The 21,973-nt window shown below is 73.3% G+C and carries 19 protein-coding genes; 7 read left to right on the forward strand and 12 right to left on the reverse strand.

The genetic code is table 11. The features are described 5' to 3' along the window. The 4 genes from aztB to aztD are packed head-to-tail and all read left to right on the forward strand — an operon-like array spanning position 1 to position 4,297. Positions 1–858 (forward strand): zinc ABC transporter permease AztB, encoded by an 858-nt coding sequence (gene aztB, locus IG94_RS0108010; protein WP_031032952.1) that lies wholly within the window; start codon positions 1–3, stop codon positions 856–858. A 15-nt stretch (positions 859–873) separates the two neighbouring features. Then, on the forward strand, positions 874–2,118 hold the full coding sequence (locus IG94_RS0108015; RefSeq protein WP_031032955.1) for a hypothetical protein: 1,245 nt from the start codon (positions 874–876) through the stop codon (positions 2,116–2,118). After that, positions 2,115–3,101, forward strand: coding sequence for a zinc ABC transporter substrate-binding protein AztC (gene aztC, locus IG94_RS0108020; RefSeq protein ID WP_031032956.1), 987 nt, complete (start codon positions 2,115–2,117; stop codon positions 3,099–3,101). The genes IG94_RS0108015 and aztC overlap by 4 nt, the downstream gene beginning before the upstream one ends. Beyond that, on the forward strand, positions 3,098–4,297 hold the full coding sequence (gene aztD, locus IG94_RS0108025) for a zinc metallochaperone AztD (RefSeq protein WP_031032958.1): 1,200 nt from the start codon (positions 3,098–3,100) through the stop codon (positions 4,295–4,297). The genes aztC and aztD overlap by 4 nt, the downstream gene beginning before the upstream one ends. Positions 4,298–4,371: 74 nt before the next feature. Here aztD and IG94_RS0108030 read toward each other — a convergent pair whose 3' ends face one another. The 7 genes from IG94_RS0108030 to IG94_RS44175 all read right to left on the reverse strand — a co-directional run bounded on the left by IG94_RS0108030 (position 4,372) and on the right by IG94_RS44175 (position 12,177). Then, positions 4,372–5,451: a P1 family peptidase gene (locus tag IG94_RS0108030; RefSeq protein WP_031032960.1), complete on the reverse strand. Its 1,080-nt coding sequence runs from the start codon at positions 5,449–5,451 to the stop codon at positions 4,372–4,374. Further along, complete coding sequence (locus IG94_RS0108035) at positions 5,393–6,385, reverse strand: ion transporter (protein WP_078892216.1); 993 nt, start codon at positions 6,383–6,385, stop codon at positions 5,393–5,395. Before IG94_RS0108035 ends, IG94_RS0108030 begins: the two co-directional genes overlap by 59 nt. A 159-nt stretch (positions 6,386–6,544) precedes the next feature. Further along, positions 6,545–8,161: a dipeptide ABC transporter ATP-binding protein gene (locus IG94_RS0108040; protein WP_031032963.1), complete on the reverse strand. Its 1,617-nt coding sequence runs from the start codon at positions 8,159–8,161 to the stop codon at positions 6,545–6,547. Beyond that, positions 8,158–9,165 (reverse strand): ABC transporter permease, encoded by a 1,008-nt coding sequence (locus IG94_RS0108045; RefSeq protein WP_031032964.1) that lies wholly within the window; start codon positions 9,163–9,165, stop codon positions 8,158–8,160. The genes IG94_RS0108040 and IG94_RS0108045 overlap by 4 nt, the downstream gene beginning before the upstream one ends. Beyond that, positions 9,162–10,160: an ABC transporter permease gene (locus tag IG94_RS0108050; RefSeq protein WP_031032965.1), complete on the reverse strand. Its 999-nt coding sequence runs from the start codon at positions 10,158–10,160 to the stop codon at positions 9,162–9,164. The genes IG94_RS0108045 and IG94_RS0108050 overlap by 4 nt, the downstream gene beginning before the upstream one ends. Positions 10,161–10,164: 4 nt before the next feature. Next, the gene (locus tag IG94_RS0108055) at positions 10,165–11,889 is read right to left on the reverse strand and encodes an ABC transporter substrate-binding protein (protein WP_031032967.1); all 1,725 of its coding nucleotides are present in this window, start codon (positions 11,887–11,889) and stop codon (positions 10,165–10,167) included. Between the two features lie 195 nt (positions 11,890–12,084). Next, positions 12,085–12,177: an Ms4533A family Cys-rich leader peptide gene (locus tag IG94_RS44175; RefSeq protein WP_324608934.1), complete on the reverse strand. Its 93-nt coding sequence runs from the start codon at positions 12,175–12,177 to the stop codon at positions 12,085–12,087. Positions 12,178–12,559: 382 nt separating this feature from the next. On the opposite strand from IG94_RS44175, the gene IG94_RS0108065 reads away from it, so the two are divergent. Continuing rightward, positions 12,560–13,810 (forward strand): sulfite oxidase, encoded by a 1,251-nt coding sequence (locus tag IG94_RS0108065; protein WP_031032968.1) that lies wholly within the window; start codon positions 12,560–12,562, stop codon positions 13,808–13,810. A 33-nt stretch (positions 13,811–13,843) separates the two neighbouring features. Here the strand turns inward: IG94_RS0108065 and IG94_RS43350 are convergent, their stop codons facing one another. After that, on the reverse strand, positions 13,844–14,131 hold the full coding sequence (locus IG94_RS43350) for an MGMT family protein (RefSeq protein WP_031032969.1): 288 nt from the start codon (positions 14,129–14,131) through the stop codon (positions 13,844–13,846). Between the two features lie 175 nt (positions 14,132–14,306). On the opposite strand from IG94_RS43350, the gene IG94_RS0108075 reads away from it, so the two are divergent. Beyond that, positions 14,307–15,137, forward strand: a complete 831-nt coding sequence (locus IG94_RS0108075; RefSeq protein WP_031032971.1) for an alpha/beta fold hydrolase — start codon at positions 14,307–14,309, stop codon at positions 15,135–15,137. 37 nt (positions 15,138–15,174) lie between these two features. Here IG94_RS0108075 and IG94_RS0108080 read toward each other — a convergent pair whose 3' ends face one another. Next, entirely contained in the window at positions 15,175–16,044 is an 870-nt protein-coding gene (locus tag IG94_RS0108080; protein ID WP_031032973.1) for an alpha/beta fold hydrolase, read from the reverse strand. Positions 16,045–16,185: 141 nt separating this feature from the next. On the opposite strand from IG94_RS0108080, the gene IG94_RS0108085 reads away from it, so the two are divergent. Next, on the forward strand, positions 16,186–16,725 hold the full coding sequence (locus IG94_RS0108085) for a CGNR zinc finger domain-containing protein (protein ID WP_372458773.1): 540 nt from the start codon (positions 16,186–16,188) through the stop codon (positions 16,723–16,725). A gap of 7 nt (positions 16,726–16,732) precedes the next feature. On the opposite strand, the gene IG94_RS0108090 is transcribed toward IG94_RS0108085, so the two are convergent. From IG94_RS0108090 to IG94_RS0108100, 3 genes are read right to left on the reverse strand one after another with little or no spacing between them, the layout of a single operon-like run. Continuing rightward, positions 16,733–17,560, reverse strand: coding sequence for a siderophore-interacting protein (locus IG94_RS0108090; RefSeq protein WP_031032976.1), 828 nt, complete (start codon positions 17,558–17,560; stop codon positions 16,733–16,735). Positions 17,561–17,575: 15 nt separating this feature from the next. Further along, on the reverse strand, positions 17,576–19,951 hold the full coding sequence (locus IG94_RS0108095) for a glycoside hydrolase family 3 N-terminal domain-containing protein (RefSeq protein WP_078892218.1): 2,376 nt from the start codon (positions 19,949–19,951) through the stop codon (positions 17,576–17,578). Then, entirely contained in the window at positions 19,948–21,882 is a 1,935-nt protein-coding gene (locus tag IG94_RS0108100; RefSeq protein ID WP_031032979.1) for a glycoside hydrolase 5 family protein, read from the reverse strand. The genes IG94_RS0108095 and IG94_RS0108100 overlap by 4 nt, the downstream gene beginning before the upstream one ends. Between the last annotated feature and the right edge of the window lie 91 nt (positions 21,883–21,973).

A 21,973-nucleotide genomic window follows, 5' to 3' on the forward strand; every position in this document is an offset into this window, starting at 1 on the left:
ATGGATTGGTTGACGGCCCCCTTCGAAGTGACGTTCGTGCAACGGGCCCTGTGGGGCGGCGTCCTGGTGTCCGCGATCTGCGCGCTGGCCGGCACCTGGGTCGTCCTCAGGGGCATGGCCTTCCTCGGCGACGCCATGTCCCACGGACTGCTGCCGGGGGTCGCGGTGGCCGCGCTGCTCGGCGGCAACCTCCTGGTGGGAGCCGTGGCGAGCGCGGCCGTGATGGCAGCAGGCGTCACCGCGCTCGGCCGCACGCCGAGGCTCTCCCAGGACACCGGCATCGGCCTGCTCTTCGTCGGCATGCTCTCGCTCGGCGTGATCATCGTGTCGCGTTCGCAGTCCTTCGCGGTGGACCTGACCGGGTTCCTCTTCGGTGACGTGCTCGCCGTCCGCGAGCAGGACCTGTACCTGCTCGGCGGGGCCCTTCTCGTGGCGCTGCTCGTCGCCGTACTCGGCCACCGCGCCTTCCTCGCCCTCGCGTTCGACCCGCGCAAGGCCCACACCCTGGGCCTGCGGCCGAAGCTCGCGCACGCGGTGCTCCTCGTCCTGCTGGGCCTCGCGATCGTCGCCTCGTTCCACATCGTGGGCACGCTGCTCGTTCTCGGCCTGCTCATCGCCCCGCCGGCCGCCGCGCTGCCCTGGGCCCGCAGCGTCCGGGGCGTCATGGTGCTCGCCGCGCTCCTCGGCGTCACCGCCACGTTCGCCGGGCTGCTCCTGTCCTGGCATCTGAGCACCGCCGCCGGGGCCACCGTCTCGGCCGTCGCGGTGGCCCTGTTCTTCCTCTCCCACAGCGCGTCCGCACTCCGGCACCGCCGCACGCGCCGGCCCGCCCCCGTTCTCGCCCCCGCAGCCGACTGAAGAAAGCCCGAGACGATGCCTCACACCGTCCGAAGCCGCACAACCCCCCGAGTCCTGACCGCACTTGCCCTCACCGCCCTGCTCGCCACGGGCTGCGCGGACGGTGCGGACGGCGACGGGGCCCGTTCGGCCGCGACACCGTCCGCCACCCCCCACGGATACGTCGAAGGAGCCAAGGAAGCGGCCGAGCAGCAGTCCCGGCTCCTGCTGGGCGACCCCTCGAACGGCGCGAGCCGGGTGCTCGACCTCGTCAGCGGCGAGGTGAGCGAGACGGCGAAGACACCGGGCGCGTCCCGGCTGGGCACCGACGGCCGCTTCGGCTTCTTCCACACCGACGGCGGCACCCATGTGCTCGACAGCGGCGCCTGGATGGTCGACCACGGCGACCACGTGCACTACTACCGGGCGGCGATACGCGACGTCGGCGACCTGCCCTCCGGCGGGGCCGCCGAGATCCGCAGCGACGCCACCGTGACCGCGGTGACCGACCGGAACGGGCGCACCGGGCTCTACGACCGCACCCGGCTGGAGAAGGGGAAGGTCGAGCAGGTCCGCGCGCTGCCCGGAAAGCACACCGGGGCCGTGGTGCCCCACGAGGAGCACCTGATCGCGCTCACCGGCGACCAGGACCGGGCGAAGGTCACGGTGTACGACCGTCGGGGCAAGGCCGTCGCGTCGCCGGACGCCGAGTGCGAGCGGCCGCGGGGCGACGCCGTCACCCGGCGCGGCGTCGTCCTCGGCTGCGCCGACGGCGCCCTGCTCGTGGACGGCGACCACGGGAGGTTCACGGCCGAGCGGATCCCGTACGGCGAGGACGTGCCCGAGCCCGAGCAGGCCCCCGCCTTCCGCCACCGGGCCGGCAGCGACACGCTGACCGCACCGGCCGGCGACCGCGCCGTATGGGTGCTGGACGTGGGCGAACGGAGCTGGACCCGGGTCGGCACCGGTCCCGTCCTGGCCGCCAACACCGCGGGGGAGGGCTCCCCGCTGCTCGTCCTGGAGACCGACGGAGCACTGCACGGCTACGACGTCGCCACCGGCGAACAGATCTCCCGGACCAAGCCCCTGCTCACCGGCGCCGACCGCACCGCGTCCGAGGACGCGACCGGACCGGCCATCGAGGTCGACCGCAGCCGCGCCTACGTCAACGACCCCGCCGGCAAGCGCGTGTACGAGATCTACTACAACGACAGCCTGCGCGTCGCCCGCACCTTCGACCTGGACATCGAGCCGGGCCTCATGGCGGAGACCGGCCGATGAGGGGCACGGAGCGCACCCGCATACGCGTGGCACGGCTGCGCCGCCTGGTGATGGGGCTGCTCGCCCTGGTCGTGGCCGCCACCGCCACGGCGTGCGCGCGTACGGAGGAACAGCCCCGCATCGTGGTGACCACCAACATCCTGGGCGACATCACCCGCCAGGTCGTCGGCGACCAGGCCGAGGTCACCGTCCTGATGAAGCCGAACGCCGACCCGCACTCCTTCGGCCTTTCGGCGGTCCAGGCCGCCGAGTTGGAGCGCGCGGACCTCGTGGTCTACAACGGGCTCGGCCTGGAGGAGAACGTACTGCGGCACGTGGACGCCGCCCGCGAGGCCGGGGTCGCCACCTTCGAGGCCGGCGCGGCGGTCGACCCGCTCACCTTCCGCACCGGCGAGGACGGCGGGCCCAAGGAGGAGTCGGGACAGCCCGACCCGCACTTCTGGACCGACCCCGACCGGGTGCGCAAGGCCGCCGGCCTCATCGCCGACCGGGTGGGCGAACACGTCGAGGGCGTGGACGACCAGGCGATACGCGCCAACGCCGGCCGCTACGACAAGCAACTCGCCGACCTCACCGCCTTCATGGAGAAGTCCTTCGACGGCATCCCCGAGGACCGGCGCAACCTGGTCACCAACCACCACGTCTTCGGCTACCTCGCCGACCGGTTCGGCTTCCGCGTCGTCGGCGCCGTGATCCCCAGCGGCACGACGCTCGCCTCACCCAGCTCCTCCGACCTGCGCTCGCTCACCCGGGCCATGGAACAGGCCGGGGTGCGCACCGTGTTCGCCGACTCCTCGCAGCCGGGACGCCTCGCCGAAGTCCTGCGCACCGAACTCGGCGGCGAGGCGCGGGTCGTCGAGCTGTACTCCGAGTCGCTCACCGCCGAGAACGAGGGCGCCGCCACCTACCTGCAGATGATGCGCGCCAACACCACCGCCATGACCGACGGACTGGCCGTCGGCAGCCCGGAAGGAACACAGTGAACAGGTCCATGCGCAACAGAGCCCTCACGGGGACGGCACTCGCCCTCGCGGTGTCCACGGTCCTCACCGCGTGCGGAGGCGGCGACTCCTCCTCCGACGCCAAGTCCCAGGACACCGCCAGCGCCACACCCGCGGCGGCGGTCAAGGACCCCCTGGTCGTCACGTTCGACGGCGGCCTCCACATCCTCGACAAGGACAGCCTCGAAGTCACCGAGACCATCGACCTGCCCGGCTTCAACCGCGTCAACCCCGCAGGCGACAAGGACCACGTCGTCGTCTCCACCGACAGCGGCTTCCGCGTCCTGAACGCCGCCGCGCAGACCCTCACCGACATCCGGTACGACGGCGCCAAGCCCGGCCACGTCGTCCGCCACGGCGGAAAGACGGTGCTCTTCACCGACGGCACCGGCGAGGTCAACGTCTTCGACCCCGCCGACCTGAGCGCCGGAAAGAAGCCGGAGGGACGCACCTACGCCTCCGCCGAGGCCCACCACGGCGTCGCCATCGAACTGACCGACGGGCAGCTGCTCACCACCCTCGGCAACGAGGAGAAGCGCACCGGCGCCCTGGTCCTGGACGCGAACGACAAGGAGGTGGCCCGCAACGAGGACTGCCCCGGCGTGCACGGCGAGGCCGCGGCGCAGGGCGAGGCGGTCGCGGTCGGCTGCGAGGACGGCGTACTCGTCTACAAGGACGGCGCGTTCACCAAGGTCGACGCCCCCGACGACTACGGCCGCATCGGCAACCAGGCCGGCAGCGAGGAGTCGTCGGTGCTGCTGGGCGACTACAAGACCGACCCGGACGCCGAACTGGAACGGCCGACCCGCGTCTCCCTGATCGACACCGAGAAGGCCGAGCTGCGACTGGTGGAGCTGGGCACCAGCTACTCCTTCCGCTCCCTGGCCCGGGGACCGCACGGCGAGGCACTCGTCCTCGGCACCGACGGCGCGATCCACGTCGTCGACCCCGACAAGGGAACGGTGGAGAAGAAGATCCCCGCCGTGGGCGAGTGGCAGGAACCGCTGGACTGGCAGCAGCCCCGGCCCACCCTCTTCGTCCGCGACCACACCGCCTACGTCTCCGAGCCCGGCAAGAAGGCCCTGCACGCCATCGACCTGGAATCCGGCAAGAAGGTCAAGTCGGTGACGCTGCCGCAGAGCACCAACGAGCTGTCCGGCACGGTCGCCGGCCACTGACCGGCCCACCCGCGCGGCACCCCGGCGGGGGCGGCCCGACCTCGTCGGACCGCCCCCGCCCCGCCGTTGCCGGATCAGCCGGGGCCGGGGAGGGCGGGACCCCGCAGGGCGGCGAGCAGCGCGTCCGCCTCAAGCGCGGACACCGTCCGGCCGCCGAAGCCGGTCGTCGTGTCCGCCGCGAGCAGGGAGTTGAGCACCGCCTCCTCGACGCCGTCCAGGACCGCCTCGAACAGCGGGCCGAGGTCGGCGTCCGCCACCGCGGCACCGGCGTCCGGCCGGGTGCAGAGGGCGACGGCGTAGTCACCGCTCCCGTGGCTGTACGCCGCGCCCGTGCGGGCCAGCGCGAACACCGCGCGCCGCGCCACCCGCGTGAGCCGGCGGGCGTCCAGCGGGGCGTCCGTGGCCACCACGATCATGCAGGAACCGGCGTCCGCCGCCGGCCCCGGCCCGTCCGCCCCCGCCCCCACGGACGCCGGCGGCACGCTGCGGCCGAGCACCCGCAGCGTGCCGCCGAAGTTCGCCTGCACCAGCACCCCCACCGTGCACCGCCCGCCACCCACCTCCGGTGTGCGCGACGCGGTACCGATCCCGGCCTTGAAACCCAGCGCGACGGTGCCGGTGCCCGCGCCCACGCACCCCTCGGCCACCGGCCCGCCGGACGCGGACTCCAGGGCGGCCAGGACGTGCTCCTCGTGCACCGGCCGGGAGCGGATGTCGGACAGCACGCCGTCGTTGCACTCGCCCACCACGGGGTTGAGGCTGCGCACCTCCTCGCAGCCGGGCAGCCCGAGCACCCAGCCGACGAGGGCGTCCGCGGCCCGGAACGCCGACAGTGTGGAGGTGAGCAGCACCGGGGTCTCCAGCGCCCCCAGTTCGGAGAGCTGGGTGGTGCCGACGAGCTTGCCGTAGCCGTTGCCCGTGAACACCCCGGCCGGCAGTGGAGTGTGCGGGCCGACGCGGTCGGGGACGACGGCGGTGACACCGCTGTGCACGTCGGGCGGCCGGCGCACGGTGGTGTGCCCGACCCGGACACCGGGCACGTCGGTGATCGCGTTCAGGGGCCCGGTGGCACCGGACCCGACGACGATCCCGAGGTCACGTGCCCGGGGCCGGGGGCTGCCGGACGGGGACGGCGGGGGAGACAGTGGTTCCATACGGCCGGACAGTACGTGTTCCGTCGGGCGCGGCGGGCCGGGGCGCCGGGACGGCTGCCGCGGTGGGCGGGGCGGTGGCCGCCGACCGGGCGAGGTCGTGCTCCAGGTCGTCCAGGGCCCGCCGGACGGTCTCGACGCGGAGCAGCAGCGGATGCTCCGCCGTGCGCGGTCCGGGAGGCAGGGGGCCGTCCGGCGGCTGTCGCCGGTCCAGTTCCCGCGCCTCGTCGAGCGAGGTGATGACGACGCCGATGAGGACGTTGACGAGCACGAAGGAGGCCAGCAGGACGTAGGAGGCGTAATAGAGCAGGCTCCAGCGGGAGATGTCCAGGCCCGCGTGGACCGCGTCGCCGATGCCGTCCAGGGTCATCAGCAGGAAGAGGGTGAGCGCCGCACGCCCGATGGAACCGTAGTGCTCCGGATCGTGCTGGCCGAAGAAGACCCAGCCCACCATCGCGTACATGTACAGCAGCAGCGCGCCCACCAGCAGGAAGCTCAGGGTGCCCGGCAGGCTGCGGACCACCGCGAGCAGCACGATGCGCAGCTGCGGCAGGAAACGCGCGGTGCGCAGCACCCGGGCCAGCCGCAGCAGCCGCAGGACGGTGGTGTTCTCGCGCACCACGGGCAGGAACGCGCACAGGACCACGGCCAGGTCGAACACGTTCCAGGGGTCCCGGAGGAAGTCCCGGGGCCGGTCGGCGTGCGCGCCCAGCCGCAGCAGGATCTCCACGGTGAACGCCGCCAGGCAGACCTGCTCGGCCAGGCGTAACCAGTGGTGCCACGCGGCGGCCAGACCGGAGTACGTCTCCACCCCCAGCAGCGCGGCGTTGACGAGGATCAACGTGAACACGGCGACCGCGAACCACCGTGCGCCGACGACCGCCCCGCACCGCCGGGCCAGGGCCCGGCGGCGGGCGTTGACTTGCTCTTCGGGCATCGTGCTGCCTCGTCTCCCTCACGTGCGCGGCATACCCGCCGACCTGCTCTTCGTCGAGTGGTCGGCCTGCCGACGATCATGTCCAGGAGGCATTTTCTACAGCACTGTAGTTTCCGCTGTGCGGCCAGGTGGCCGAGTGGCGGGGGAGGCCGGGTGCGGTCAGGTCACCGCCGGCTCCCGGCGCTCCGCGCGGCGCAGCGCCGCCAGGCCCGGGTCCAGCACGGGCACGGCGGCGAGCAGCCGCGCCGTGTACGGGTCGCCCGGAGACTCGTAGATGCCGTCGGCCGGGCCGTACTCCACCACCCTGCCGTGCCGCATCACCGCCAGCCGGTCGCTGACCCGGCGCACGACCGCCAGGTCGTGGGCGATGAACACCAGGGCGAGCCCCAGCTCGCGCCGGAGTTCGTCGAGCAGTTCCACCACCTGCGCCTGCGTCGTCACGTCGAGCGCGGAGACCGGCTCGTCGCACACCAGGACGCGCGGACCGGCGGCCAGCGCCCGGGCGATGCCCACCCGCTGCCGCTGGCCCCCGCTGAACTCGTGCGGGTAGCGGTCGTAGTGGGCGGGATCGAGCCCCACTCGCTCCAGCAGCTCGGCGACCCGAGCACGGACGGCCGGACCCCGTTCGCCGCGCGCCCGCAGCGGGTCGGCGACCGACTCGCCCACGCTGCGGCGGGGGTTGAGCGAGGAGACCGGGTCCTGGAAGACCATCTGGACGTCCGGCCGCACCCCGGTCACGGCCGCCCCGTCCAGGCGGACCCCTCCCGCCGACGGTTCGAGCAGCCCCACCAGCATCCGGCCGAGCGTGGTCTTGCCGCTGCCGCTCTCGCCGACGACGCCCAGGGCTTCGCCGCGCCGCACCTCGAGCGACACGTCGTCGACCGCCGTGAACGCCTTCGACCCGCGGCCGAAGACGCGCCGCAGGCCGGTGGCCTCCAGCACCACGCCGTCGCGGGAGGCATCGTCGGCCACCGCCCCGGCCGGCGGCGCGGGCGGCCGGGGCGTGTCCACCCGCGGTACGGACTTGAGCAGCCGCCGGGTGTACGCCTCGGCGGGGGAGCCCAGGACGGAGCCCACGGGGCCGTGCTCGACGGCGCGGCCGTGCCGCATGACCAGCACCTCGTCGACGCTCTCCGCGGCGACCCCCACGTCGTGCGTGACCAGCAGCAGACCCATGCCCGTCTCCTCGCGCAGCGCGTGCAGCAGGTCGAGGATCTGGGCCTGCACGGTGACGTCGAGGGCGGTGGTGGGCTCGTCCGCGACGAGGAGGTCCGGCTCGCAGGCCAGGGCCATGGCGATCAGGGCGCGCTGGCGCATGCCGCCGCTGAACTCGTGCGGGCGCGACCGCGACCGGCGCGCCGCGTCGGGGATGCCCACCCGGTCGAGGACCTCCACCGCACGCGCCCGTGCCGCCCGGCGCGAGGCCGGGTGGTGCACGCGGTACACCTCGGCGATCTGGTCGCCGACCGCGTAGTAGGGGTCCAGCGACGACAGCGGGTCCTGGAACACCATCGCGGCCTTCCCGCCCCGCAGCCCCCGCAGCTCCCGCTCGGACGCCGCACCCACGTCCGTCCCGGCGACCCGGACCGAGCCGTCGACCACGGCGCCCGTGCCCCGGTGCAGGCCGAGCAGCGCGGACGCCACGGTGGACTTGCCGGAGCCGGACTCGCCGACCAGACCGAGCGCCGCGCCCTTCTCCAGCCGGAAGGACAGGTCCTCGACGGCCCGCACGGACCCGAACGCGACCGACAGACCGGTGACTTCGACCAGACTCATGACAGCACCGTCCTTCGGTCGGCCACCGCGAACAGCACGTCCGCGAGGGCGTTGGCGAGCACCACGAAGAAGCCGGTCAGCAGGACCATGCCGACCACGACCGGCAGGTCGACCACGTTCACGGCGTGCACCAGCTCCCGGCCGATCCCCGGCAGCCCGAACAGCGACTCGGTGAGCACGGCCCCGCCGAACAGCGAGCCCAGGTCGTTGGCGTTGAGCGCGATCAGCGGTCCGACCGCGCCGCGCAGGGCGTGCCGGCCCACGATCTTCCGCTCCCCGACCCCGTAGGCACGGAAGGTGCGCACATGGTCCTCCGCCAGCGTCTCCAGCATGGCCGACCGGGTCAGCCGGGCGTACTTGGCCGCCTCGATGAGGGCCAGGGACAGCCAGGGCAGCAGCAGGTTCCACGCCCACTGCTCGGGGTCCTCGGTGAACGGCACGTACTGCGGGAACGGCAGCAGTTGCAACTGGCCGCAGACCACGATCATCAGCAGCAGGCCGATGACGAACACGGGCGTGGCCCAGCCGGCCAGCGTGACGCCCGTCAGGATCCGCTCCTCCAGCCGTCCGCGCCGCCAGGCGGCGAGGACACCGGTGCCCACGCCGAGCAGCAGCCAGAGCACCATCGCGCCGAGGGCGAGCGAACCGGTGACCGGCAGCTTGGCCAGGATCAGCTGCATGACCTGCTGGTCGCTCTGGTACGACAGTCCCAGGCACGGCGCCGGGCAGTGCTCCACCGAGGTGCCGGTGGAGTAGTCGTGCCCGGTGAACAGGCCCTGCAGGAAGTGGAGGTAGCGGACGTACAGCGGGTCGTCGAGCCGCAGCTGCTCGGTCACCTGCCGCACCTGGGCGGGCGAGCAGCGCTGCCCGCAGGTGATCTGGGCGACGTCGCCGGGAGCGGCGTAGAAGACGACGTACACGATGACCGAGATCGCGAGCAGCGTGACGACGGCGCCGAGCGTGCGGCGCAGCGTGAAGCCGAGGAAGCCGTGCAGGGCGCTCATGCCCGAGCCTCCTTCCGGCGGCCCGTGCCCACCGAGAGCCGGGAGGCCGCCCGCGGGTCCAGAGCCCGGCGCACGCCCTCCCCGAGGACGGTCAGGGTGAGCACGGTGACGAACAACATCCCCGCGGGCAGCAGCAGATACTGCGGCGCGGCCTGGTACCAGACGTTCGCCGACGTGAGCATCTGCCCCCACGACGGCGTCGGGGGCTTGACCCCGGCGCCGAGGAAGCTCAGCGCGGCCTCGGCGCTGATGTTGACCGGCACCAGGAGCGCGGCATAGGTGATGACCGGCGCGGCGAGCGCGGGCAGCAGCTCACGGCGGGCGATCCGCCAGGAACCCCACCCGCTGAGCCGGGCCGCGGCCACGTGGTCGAGCTGCTTGAGCGTCAGCGTCCCGGCCCGCACGATCTTGGCGGTGGAACCCCACCCGATCAGCCCGATCACGCCCGCGACCAGCACCGGACGCGGGAATCCGCCGGGCACGACCGCGAGCAGCGCCAGGGACATCACCATCAGCGGCAGCGCCACCACCACGTCGGTGAACCGGCTCAGCGCCTGGTCCACCCACCGGTTGCCGAGCCCCGCGGCGATGCCCACGACGACCCCGACGGTCACCTGCACGAGTGTCGCCGCCAGCGCCACGCCGAGGGAGACCCGGGCCCCGTACACGAGCCGGGCGAACAGGTCCCGGCCCGTCTGCGGTTCGACGCCGAGCCAGTGCTCGCCGCTCATGCCGCCGAGCGCGCCGACGGGCACCCCGCCGCGCGCGGAGTCGACGAGGCCGGGGTGGTACGTGGTCGGGTCCTGCCCCTCCAGCGCGGTGAGCAGCGGAGCGGCGAGCGCGACCAGGACGAGCAGCGCGACGACGGCCGCCGCGACGAGGGCGGCCCGCTGCGCGCGCAGCCGCCGCCAGAACTGTCGGGCCCCCGAGGCGGGGGCGAGCACCATGCCGGTGCCCGCCCGCGCGCCTTCGGAGACCACTTGGGCCTCGCTCATGGGACTACTTCACCGCGACCTGGGAGACGTCCAGCACACCGGTCCAGTCGCTGATCACGACGTTTTTGACGTCCTTGCCGTACAGCCGCTTGTAAACGGGGTGGAACAGCGGCACCGTCAGCGCCTTCTCACCGATCTTCTTGTCGAGGGCGCCCCAGCGCTGCGCCGCCTCGTCGAGGTCGGTGAGCTTGTTGATGGCGTCGATCTCGTCGTTGACCGACTTGTCGTCCAGGAAGCCGGTGTTGAAGTTGGCGCCGTCCCGCACGATCTGCCGGCCGTCGAAGATCGGCGCCAGGAACGGCCCGCCGGACGGCCAGTCGGCGCCCCAGTGGGCCAGGAAGAAGCCGGGCTCGGTCTTGGCGTCGTGGATGGTGTCGCGGTAGTCGTTGTCCTCCAGGCCCTCCAGCTCGACCGTGATGCCGGCCTTCTGCAGTGCGTCCTGGAGGGCGGTGGCGATCTCCGGGCTGGTCTCGAAGTCCTTGGCGTTGGAGTGGGTGAGCGTCACCGTGAGGCCGTCGGCGTGACCGGCCTCCTTCAGCAGCTCCTTCGCCTTCGCCGGGTCGCCCGACTCGCCGGCCGGGAAGTGGTCGTGGGCCGTGTACCCGAACGACTTCTGGTTCGGCAGGTAGGTGGTCGCGGGCTCCGCCAGCGAGGAGCCGCCGGCCGCGTTGATCACGGAGGTGCGGTCGACGGCGTAGGCGATCGCCTGGCGCACCTTCGGGTCGTCGAACGGCTTCACCTTCGGATTGAAGGCGATGTAGTTGGTGTAGCCGAAGTGGCCGGTGCCCACCCGGGCCGCGAGCTCCTTGTCGCCGCTGACCTTGGCGAGTTCGGCCGGCCCCAGGTTGGTGTCGGTGGTGACGGCGGCCGCGTCGGCGCCCTGGGAGGCGGACAGCCGCTGGTTGATGACCGAGGAGTCCAGGCCGGAGCGGACGTCGATGCGGTCCGGGTAGGCCTTGCGCTCCACGTCGGTCTTCTCCGACCAGTGCTCGTTGCGCTCCAGGACCAGCCGCTCGCCGTCGTTCTCGTTCCGGACGACCTTGTACGGCCCGGAGGAGACCGGGTGCTCCTCGTACTTCGTGCCCTTGTCGGCGGACTTCGGCACCGGCGCGAACTGCGTCTGGGTGGCCAGGAAGGGGAACTCTCCCTCGGGCTTGTTCAGACGGAAGACGATGGTGCGCTCGTCCGGCGTCTCGATCGAGTCGAGCCCCTTGCCCTTGTCCTTGTACGGCCCCTGGTAGTCGGCCCCGCCGATCAGCCAGTCCCGCAGGTACGGGGCACCGCCGGACAGCTCGGCGGCGAAGGACCGCTCGATGCCGTACTTGACGTCGGCCGAGGTGATCTTCGTCCCGTCCTCGTACTTCAGGCCCTCCTTGAGGGTGTACGTCCACACGGTGGCGTCCTTGTTCGGACGGCCGGTGTCCGTGGCGAGGTCGGGCACGACCTCGGTGCCCTTGGCGCCGTCCTCGCGGTTGCGCGTGGTGAGCGTGCGGAAGACCAGCGACGGGACGTTGCCGCCGCCGGAGGTGTACAGGCGCGCGGGGTCGAAGTCCGTCTGAGGGATGGCGTTGAGGACGGTCAGGGTGCCGCCCTTCTGCGGATCGCCGTCGGCGCCGCCGGACTTGGCATCGTTGTCCTCCGGCCCGCAGGCGGCCGCACCGGCCGTCACGATCAGGCTCACGGTCAACGCGGCGGCGGCGCGGCGCGTTCTGCGGGACGGATGACGCATCGGAAGACGACCTCTCGGAAGGACCGTCCCGGATCGCGGGACGGCGGTGACACGGGGAAGGAGCTGTCGGATGGGTTCGCCCCGGCACGGGCACGCGGACCGCCGGACACCGACCGCCCCCACGGCACGCGTGAGAGGTACGGGGAGGGAGGAACGTGAGGTCGAGGAACGCGACGTACGCGCCGAAGGCGGACGTCAGCGACAGATGATGTCGGCCACGCAGAGCGGGGTCACGCCGATCAGCGCCAGCTCGATGGCGGCGCGGGCGGGGGCGTGGGCAGACGACATGACTAGGAATATGAACGAACCGGCGGAGGATGTCAAAGCGCGCCGCTCCTCCCCGCTCCGGCTGCTGCGCCTGCGGCTGCGGCTACGGATGTCCAGGTTCACGGAGAGCGCCGCTCCTTCCGTTCCGCGCGCCGCGCTCGTTCCGTACGATGTGGCCATGATCCGCAGCCTCCGCCGCTCCGCCGCCCCGCGGTTCCGCGCGCCCGCTCCGTACGGCTGTTGTTGATCCTCACCGTGTAACCCCGCTGCGGCAGGCCGCGTTGGCCCGCCGTCCCGCCCGCCCGCGGCCCGTCTCCGGCGCGCCCACCGGCGGAGCGGACGCCTTTCCCCATTCCGCGCGCGGAGCTGCTCTCCGCGCCCTCCCTGAGAAGGGCAGGCCGTCATGCGTACCTCCGAATCCGCCTACGACCGCCGCAGACTCCGCCAGTGGCTGGCCGGCGAGGCGCGGGCCGACGGTGTCTCACGGCGCGACATGCTCCGGCTCCTGGCCGCCGCGGGCCTCGCCGGTGCCGCCCCCGTCGCGCTGGGCACACCGGCGGCCGCCGCCGCGCCCGGCATCGTCAAACCCCTGCCCGCGGACCGGTTCACCGTCCGGGGCACGAACGCCGAGACCCGCTTCGCGTCACTGGCGGGCACCGGCTACCACACGCCCAACGACCGCTTCTTCGTCCGCAACCACACCGCGACGCCCACTCTGTCGGCGTCGGACTGGGCGCTCACCGTGCACGGCGACGGCCTCACCCGTGACCGCACCGTCGACTTCACCCTGGCCGACCTCAGGGCACTGCCGTCCGTGACGCACAGCGCGTTCGTGGAGTGCGCCGGGAACGGCCGCAGTTTCTTCACCGGCCAGCAGGGGCAGCCCGTCAGCGGCACCGCCTGGACCCTCGGCGCGATCGGCGTGGCCCGCTGGCGCGGGGTCCGGCTGGCCGACGTCCTCCGGCGGGCCGGTCTGAGCAGGCGGGCCGTGGACGTCCTCCCCCGCGGCCTCGACGCCGACTACGTCACCGACGACGGCACCAACCTGGGCCGCGTCCGCCGGCCGCTGCCCCTGTCCAAGGCGCTCGACGACGTGCTGCTCGCCTACGAGATGAACGGCGAGCCCCTGCCGCCCGACCACGGCCACCCCGTACGCGTCCTCGTCCCCTCCTGGGTCGGCATCGCCTCCGTCAAGTGGGTGGGCGACATCGAGGTCTCCGCCGAGCCGCTGTACTCCCCGTGGAACACCGACTTCTACCGCCTGTTCGGCGACGCCCACCCCGACGGGGGCAGCGCACCGCTGACCCGGCAGACGATCAAGAGCGCCTGGGAACTGGACGGGCAGGCGAACCTGGCGACCGGCGTGACACACCGCCTCACCGGCCGCTCCTGGTCGGGCGGGGGCGGCATCGTGGCCGTGGAGGTCAGCACCGACTCGGGCGCCACCTGGCGCCCCGCCCGGCTGCACGACGCGCCCCGGCGGGACGGCTGGGTCCGCTGGTCCACCCACTGGCGCCCGGCGGAGCCCGGCCCCCGCACGCTGCTGGCCCGGGCGACGGACACCACGGGCCGCACGCAACCGGAGGCCACCGTCCACAACACACAGGGCTACCTCTTCGACGCGGTCGTGCGGCACCCCGTCAACGCGGTCTGACGCCACCGGTGCGCCGTGGGGTGCGGGACCGCCTCACGGCGCCGACGGCGGTGCACGGTGCCGCGCGCGCTCCATGTCCACCCGCGCGCCGCGCATCGGGGTGCCCTCGTCCCTGAGCAGGCCCGGTGCCCGGCCGCCGTGGCAGGAGGCCGGCGTTCCGTCCGCGTACACCACCCGCCACCACGGCACGCCCTCGTCCAGCAGCGACATGGCCCGGCCCACCTGCCGGGGGCCGGCCCCGATCCGCTCACCGATGTCGCCGTACGAAGCGACGCACCCGACCGGAATCCCGGCCACGGCCTCCCGTACGTCCTCGACGATCCCCCGCGCCGTCGCGGCGACGTCCGCGTGCGCCCGGTCGGGCGGGGCACCTGTAGGCAACACCTGATCAGTGTAGGTCTCAGGACCGGACGGGCGGAAAGTGAGGGATGTCCGGCACCGGCGTAAAGTGGCTCGCACGGGTGCCCCTCCGGTCGCCCGCACGGGAGGTCCAGGCATGGGTACGGTCACCACCGACGACGGCACGGCCATCTTCTACAAGGACTGGGGTCCGCGCGACGGACAACCGGTCGTGTTCCACCACGGCTGGCCGCTGAGTTCCGACGACTGGGACGCCCAGATGCTGTTCTTCCTCTCCCACGGCTACCGCGTCGTCGCGCACGACCGCCGCGGCCACGGCCGTTCCGGGCAGCCGTCGGGCGGCCACGACATGGACACCTACGCCGCCGACGTCGCGGCCCTGACCGACGCGCTGGACCTGCGGGACGCGGTCCACATCGGGCACTCGACGGGCGGCGGCGAGGTCGCGCGCTACGTGGCGCGGGCGAAGGCCGGGCGGGTCGCGAAGGCCGTACTCGTCGGCGCCGTGCCCCCGGTCATGGTGAAGTCCGAGTCCAACCCCGACGGCACGCCGATCGAGGTCTTCGACGAGTTCCGCGCGGCGCTCGCCGCCAACCGCGCGCAGTTCTACATCGACGTGCCGTCCGGGCCCTTCTACGGCTTCAACCGCGAGGGCGCGAAGGTGTCCCAGGGCCTCATCGACAAGTGGTGGCTGCAGGGGATGACAGGCGCGGCCAACGCCCACTACGACTGCATCAAGGCGTTCTCCGAGACCGACTTCACCGAGGACCTCCGGCGGATCACCGTCCCCGTCCTCGTCGCACACGGCACCGACGACCAGGTCGTGCCCTACGCCGACTCGGCGCCGCGGTCGGTCGAACTGCTGCGGAACGGCACCCTGAAGTCGTACGAGGGACTGCCGCACGGCATGCTCTCGACGCATCCGGAACTCCTCAACCCGGACCTGCTGGCCTTCGTGCAGGCGTAGCGGGCGAGGGCCCCGACGGCGGGGGCGCCCGGGCCGCTCAGGCGGTGAGCCGGGCGAGGAAGCCGCGGATGTGACCCGTGATCTCCTCCAGGTGGGTCTCCAGGGCGAAGTGACCGGTGTCGAGCAGGTGGATCTCCGCGTCCGGCAGGTCGCGGCGGAAGGCCCGCGCGCCCTCGGGCCCGAAGATCTCGTCGCCCGCCCCCCACACCGCCAGGAGCGGCACCCTGCTGTCGCGGAAGTACTGCTGGAGCCGCGGGTAGAGGGCCACGTTGGTGGGGTAGTCGCGGAAGAGCGCCAGCTGGACCGCGTCGTTGCCCGGGCGGTTCAGGAGGGCCTGGTCGAGGGTCCAGGTGTCGGGGCTGACGAGGCTCGGGTCGGCGACCCCGTTCACGTACTGCCAGCGGATCATCTCGGGACCCAGCGCCTCCCGGACGACGGCCTCCGTCTCCGGGGTCGGGTCGTCGGCGTAGGCGAACAGTCCGTCCCAGAAGGGCTTGACGAAGCCGTCGGTGTAGGCGTTGCCGTTCTGCGTGACGATCGCGGTGACGCGGTGCGGGGTGCGGGTGGCGATCCGCCAGGCGACCGGCGCTCCGTAGTCCTGCACGTAGACCGCGAACCGCTCCACGCCCAGGTGGTCCAGGAGGCCGGTCGTCACGTCGGTGAGGGCGTCGAAGCCGTAGTCGAAGTCGTCGGCCGAGGGGGCGGCGGACTGGCCGAAGCCGATCATGTCGGGGGCGATCACGTGGTAGGCGTCGGCCAGCCGGGGGATGAGGTTGCGGAACATGTGCGAGCTGGTCGGGAAGCCGTGCAGCAGCACGACGGCCGGCGCCCGCGGATCCCCGGCCTCGCGGTAGAAGACCTCCAGGCCGCCCACGGTCGCGGTCCGGTGGTGCACGGTGACACTCATGACAACCCCTTTGGAATGATTTAGCGGTTAGGGAGAGTGCAGCACTCGCGAGGTAACCTGTCAAGTTGTTGTTAGGGGTTAGGGTCGAGTCCGCGGGCAGGGTCTGCTGTAACCTGCCAAGGTCGAGCAAGGGGTTAGACAGTGGGTGAGAGGGTGGACGGCAGGGCCGCGGAGGACGCACTCCTGGAACTGCTCAACACGACGCCCGTCGTGGCGGGCTCGGTGCGCGACGCACTGGGCACGCCCGCCGACGGCCGTGCCTGGGCGCGTGCGCACGGGGGCACCGGATCGGGCGAAGAGGCCGCAGCCCTGGTCGCCGCTCGGGACGCCCTCCAGGACGTCGTCCGGGGCCGGCGCGACCCGGAGTGCCTGAACGAGTTCCTCCAGGACGTCAGCAGCGTGCCGGGTATCGCGCGCGGCGGCCTGGAGTGGGAGCTTCGGGTGCCCGACGCGCGCCGCCTCCCGGTCGAGCTGGTGCTGACCTGGGCGCGCGTCGAGGAGAGCCGGCCGGGGCGGCTGAAGCCCTGCGGCAACCCGGAGTGCCGGCGCTTCCTGCTGGACCGCAGCAAGCCCAACAGCGCCCGGTGGTGCTCCATGGCCGAGTGCGGAAACCGGATGAAGGCCCGCCGGCACTACCAACGCGTCAGGGACGCGGGGTCGGGGGCGGGGTCGGGGGCCTAGGGCCGGGTCAGGCCGCTGCTGCCTTCGCGTGTCCCTCGTGCTTCCAGAACCCCGAGAAGGTGATGCGCTCCTTCGGCAGGCCCAAACGGTGCAGGTGCCTGCGGCCCTCGGTGGCCAGTGAGGACTCGCCGACGACGAAGGCGTAACCCGTGGCCGCCGCCCGGGTGAGCCGCTGGAGTTCGCGCAGGGCGGCGGCACCGGGCACGGAGGAGCTGTCGCGGCGCACGACCCAGGAGACGGCCACACCGGGCGGCGCGTCCAGGGCGCGGCGGTCCGCCTCCGTGGGGATCTCCTGGATGACCCGGCCCACCGTGTCGCCCGGGAGCGAGCGCAGGATGCCCGCGGTGGCGGGCAGCCCGGTCTCGTCGGCGACGACCGTCACCTCCGAGGCGTCGTGCGGGCAGTCGAAGAGGACGCCCTGGTCCAGGACGGCGAGCGCGTCGCCGGGGCGGGCGTTGCAGGCCCAGATCGCGGCCCTGCCCTCGATCTCGCCCGTGGGACCGCGGTGCACGACGAAGTCGATGTCCAGCTCGGCCGCCTCCCGGCGGAAGCCGGCCACCGAGTAGTTGGCGCAGTGCGGGCGCTGCTCCTCGGGAATGGCGAGGTACGGCTGGTACCACTGCGCCCCGGTGAACTCCGGCAGCCGCAGCTCGCGTTGGTGGGGCAGCTGGAGGAAGAGCCGGAACCAGTGGTCGTACCCCAGCCACGGGAAGCCGCCGAGTCCCGGTCCGGCGACCGTGACGCGGTGCATGGACGGGGAGACCCGCTCCGTCCGCACGACGCGGGCACGGAACATCTCGGGCTGCTGGGGCGTGAGCCGACGGATCTTCGCCATGTAGGGAAGGCTACCCTAAGTTCCGCTCGGTTCCGACCCCCGTTCCCACGTCGGTTCCGGCACCCTTTCCGAGTCCGGCTCCGCGTCCTGCTCCCGGCCCGGCTCCGGGTTCCGCCCCGGGGCCGAGATCTCCAGACGCGCCGCCCGGGTGCGGTCGGAGGCGGGTCCCGTCTCCAGCTCCACGACGCCCGGCTCCACGGCGAGGCGCAGGTCGCGCCCCACCGAGGCCAGCGTGGCGGCGTCCACCTCGAAGACCGCGTCGGCCGCGGCGCCGGGCGCGATCCGCAGCCGGACGAAGCCCCGCAGCTCCCGCACCCGCGGCCAGGACGTGCCGCCCGACACCCGGCGCACGTAGAGCTGCACCGTCTCCTCGGCCGGCCGCGTCCCGGTGTTGCGCACGGCGACCCGGCAGGTCAGGTCCGGCGCGTCCGCCGTCACGCGGGCGCGCGAGAGGCGAGGGGCCCCGTAGACGACGGTCGTGTACGACAGGCCGTGGCCGAACGCGTGCCGCGGCCCGGCGCTCTGGTCGACGTAGCCGCGATAGCGGTGGTCCTTGCCGTTGTAGTAGACGGGCAGTTGGGCCGCCGAGCGGGGCACCGAGACCGGCAGCCGCCCGCGCGGCTCGGCGTCGCCGAACAGTACCTCGGCCACGGCCCGCCCGCCCCGCGGCCCCGGATACCAGGCGCTCAGCACCGCGTGCACGGGCGCGTCCAGCTCGGGCAGGGCGTGCGGGCGCCCCTGGACCAGCACCACGACGACCGGGGTCCCCGTGGCCGACACCGCGGCCAGCAGGGCGCGTTGGGCAGCCGGAAGAAGGAGGTCCGCCAGATCCACGCCCTCCCCGCACGTCATGCCGGTCGGAGCGCCGGAACCGGTGACGGCGGCCCCGTTCGCCTCGAACGCGGTGTCGGCGCAGCGGGCACTGGAGCCGCCGAGGACCAGCACGGCCACGTCGGAGGCCGCCGCCGACGCGACCGCCGACGGCACCTGGGACACGTCGTCCCCGACCAGGGCGCACCCCGGCGCCGTCACCACGTCGACGCCGGGCCCGGCCGCCGCGCGGATGCCCTCCAGGACGGTGACGCCGTCACCGGGCCGCTGGGGCGCCGTGTAGTCGCCGATCTGGTGCGGCAGGGAGTCCGCGTTGGGCCCGAGGACCGCGATCCGCCGCAGTGCCGCCCGCGCCAGCGGCAGCGCGCCGCCCTCGTGGGCGAGCAGAGTCACCGAGGCACGGGCCACGCGCTCGCCCAGCTCGGCGGCGTCCGCGGGGCCGGTGGCCGCCGCCCCGGCGGGAGGCCCCGGCTGCTCGAACAGGCCGAGGCGGAACTTCAGCGTGAGGACCCGGGCCACCGCGGCGTCCAGCGCCCCCTCGGACACCAGACCGCGCTCCACCGCCTCGCCAAGGCGCGTGAAGGAGTCGTCCCACAGGCTCAGATCGCAGCCGGCGTCCAGCGCCAGGGCCGCCGCCCGGACCGGGTCGCCGGTCAGCCGCAGCAGCCGGTCCACGGCGGTCCCGTCCGCCATCACGAGCCCGTCGAAGCCCCACTCCTCGCGCAGCACCTCGGTGAGCAGGTACCGGTTGGCGACGCACGGCAGGCCGTCGAACTCGTTGTAGGCGGCCATCACTCCGGCGGCCCCGGCCGCGACCCCGGCCCGGGCGGCGGCGAGATGGACCTCGTGCAGTTCACGCCGGCCCAGCTCCGTCGCCGCGCTGTTGCGTCCGCCGACCGTCGCGCCCTGGCCCGCGAAGTGCTTGAGCACCACGGCCACGCCCGCCCGCCGCGCCCCCTCGACCAGCGCCTCGGTCATCCGTGCCGCGAGGTAGGGGTCCTCGCCGAAGCACTCCTCGCTGCGTCCCCAGCGCGGATCGCGCACCAGGTCCAGTGCCGACACCAGGGCGATGTGCGCACCCCGCGCCCGCAGTTCGGCCGCCGCCGCGGCCACCGCGTCGGCGTACAGCTCCGGGTCCCAGGTGGCGCCGGCCGCCAGGTTCACGGGCAGCACCGTGCCGTCCAGGGCCTGGTGGCCGTGCGGCATCTCCTCCACCAGCAGGACGGGGATGCCGAGCCTGGTGTGCTCCACGACGTGCCGCTGGACGGCTGCCGCGGTCCGCGCCCCGTCCCGCGCGTCGAGCCCGTCCGTGAATCCGACGCCCGACCAGGGATCGGCCCGCTGCAGCCCGTAGAGCGCGCCCATGCCGTCGAAGGCGGCGACCTCCTCGCGGAACGCGTCCGTGAGGCGGTGGCCGTCGCGGGTGCGCTCGTAGGCGTGCCAGCCGTACATGCGCTGGTTGAGCTGGCCCACCTTCTCCGGCAGGGTCATCCGGCCCAGCAGGTCACGGACGCGCTCGGAAACCGGGGCCGCCGGGTCGCGGTAGCGGGGGACGGTCATCGCAGTTCCAGGACGGCGACGCCGTACCCGTCGAGCCGCACGTCCCCGACCGGCTCGCCGTCGGACAGGCCGTGCAGCTTCCCGTCGGCCGACGGACGCACCACCAGCGGCTCGGGGCTCTGGCTGACCAGCCACACGAACCGGCGGCCGTCGACGTGCTCGAGCACGTCCGCCGACACGTGCGGGTCGGCTACCGTCACCGGCCGGGACACGCCCGCCACCTCCGCCAGCGCCTCGTACAGGCGGTGCGTGACGTCCGGGTTGACGCGCGCCGTACGGGCGGCCATGTGCTCCAGCGGATAGGTGGCCAGCACCGTGCGGCCCGCCCCGGTCTCGTGCACGACCAGCGCCGGGCGGCCGTGGGCGTCCACGGCCACGACCCGGCCCGCCCGCGGCTCCACCGGCAGGTAGGCGCGGCTGTCCTCGTTCCCGGCGACCGGGAACCGCAGCACCTCGCCGGCCCGCAGCCCGCCGAAGTCCTCGGTGAACGTCATCTCCAGCACGTCGTCCCCGATGGGCTCCGCGACGCCGTACGACAACTGCAGCTCGACACCGAACAGCCCGTCCAGGTCGTCGAACCAGGGGCCGCGGGTGGCCGGGTGCTCGCCGGAGCAGAAGGACAGGTACACCGTGGCGCCCCCGGCGGCCCGGCGGGCCAGCTCGCGGCGGGTGCGGGTGGTGAGCTGGCGGGTGGCCGGCAGCAGGTACAGCGACGCCTCGCCGGGCAGCCCGTCGGCCTCGCGGCTGAGGGCCACCGGCAGGTCGGCGGCGCGCGCCGTGACGTAAGCCTGGTGCAGCGAGGTGAAGATGAGCGGCCGGTCGGCGGGACGGCTGTAGGGGTAGCCGCGTTCGAGGAAGGCGGGCACCACCAGCGCGGCACCGGCGTCCGTCCGGGAGCAGCGGGCGAAGTCCACGGCCTTCAGCACGTCGGCGAAGGCGGCCAGTTCACGCAGCGGCTCCTTCGGGGCGCCGGTGGAGTCGGTGATGCCGAAATGCATCTCGAAGGGGTGGTGGTCGTAGGGCGACTGGTCCCACAGGTCGTCGTAGTCGGTGTTGTTCCAGGCCATCCAGCCGGTGGCCCCGCCGAGGAGCGAGTTGTGCAGGGTCTGGCGGTAGTGGACGCCGGCGTTGGCGGCCGAGACGGTGTCCGTGGAGAGCCCGAACTCCTCCAGCACGACGGGCTGTCCGGTCACCGCGGCCAGCTCGCACTCGAAGGCCGCGCGGTAGTGCTGCCGCGGCCGGTCGGTGTCGGAGCGGTACACGTGCGGGCCCACGAAGTCGACGTACTCGGCGGTGTCCCGCAGCGAGAAGCCGTTGTCGCGGCCGGTGACCTCGATGCCCCACGCCCCGTCGCCGAGCGACACCGGCTGCCTCGCGCCCGTCGCGCGCACCGCGTTGCACATGGCCTGGGCCCAGGCGGTGACCACGTCGGCGGACGGCGGGTCGACCTGGTAGATCCGCCCGTAGCCGGGCATCTCGTTGGTGATCAGCCACCCGGTGACCGCCGGGTGGTCCTTGAAGCGGCGCGCCATCTGCGAGACGAACCAGGCCTGGCGGCCCACCATCCACACGTCCTCGTACAGATCGCGGTTGCCGCGCCAGGCCGGGTCCCAGTTCTCGCCTGACATGTGGCCGACGATGAAGGTCGGCACGGTGCCCATGCCCGCCTCCCGGTGGGCGTCGAGGAAGTCCGCGAACCGCTCGCACAGCTCCTCGTCGACGCGGTCCGGCTGCGGGTGGAAGTCGGGCCAGTAGAAGAAGGAGCGGGTCATGTTCAGGCCGTGGTCGTGCAGGACGCGCAGTTCCTCGCGCACGGTCGCGGGGTCGTAGTTCCGCCACATCAGCGGGCCGCCGGTACGTGACCAGAAGTTGGCGCCGAGCCAGGGCAGGACGTCGGGCTGGTGGGTGAGCTGGGCGCTGTGGCGTCGCATGGTCCTTCTCGGGTGGTGGGGGTGCGGGTGTCGGGATGACGGGATGACGGGGGGAGGGGCGGTGGGGCGCCGCGGCGCATCGCGGTCTTCT

The organism is Streptomyces olivaceus (genome assembly GCF_000721235.1).
In the GTDB taxonomy this organism is placed as follows: domain Bacteria; phylum Actinomycetota; class Actinomycetes; order Streptomycetales; family Streptomycetaceae; genus Streptomyces; species Streptomyces olivaceus.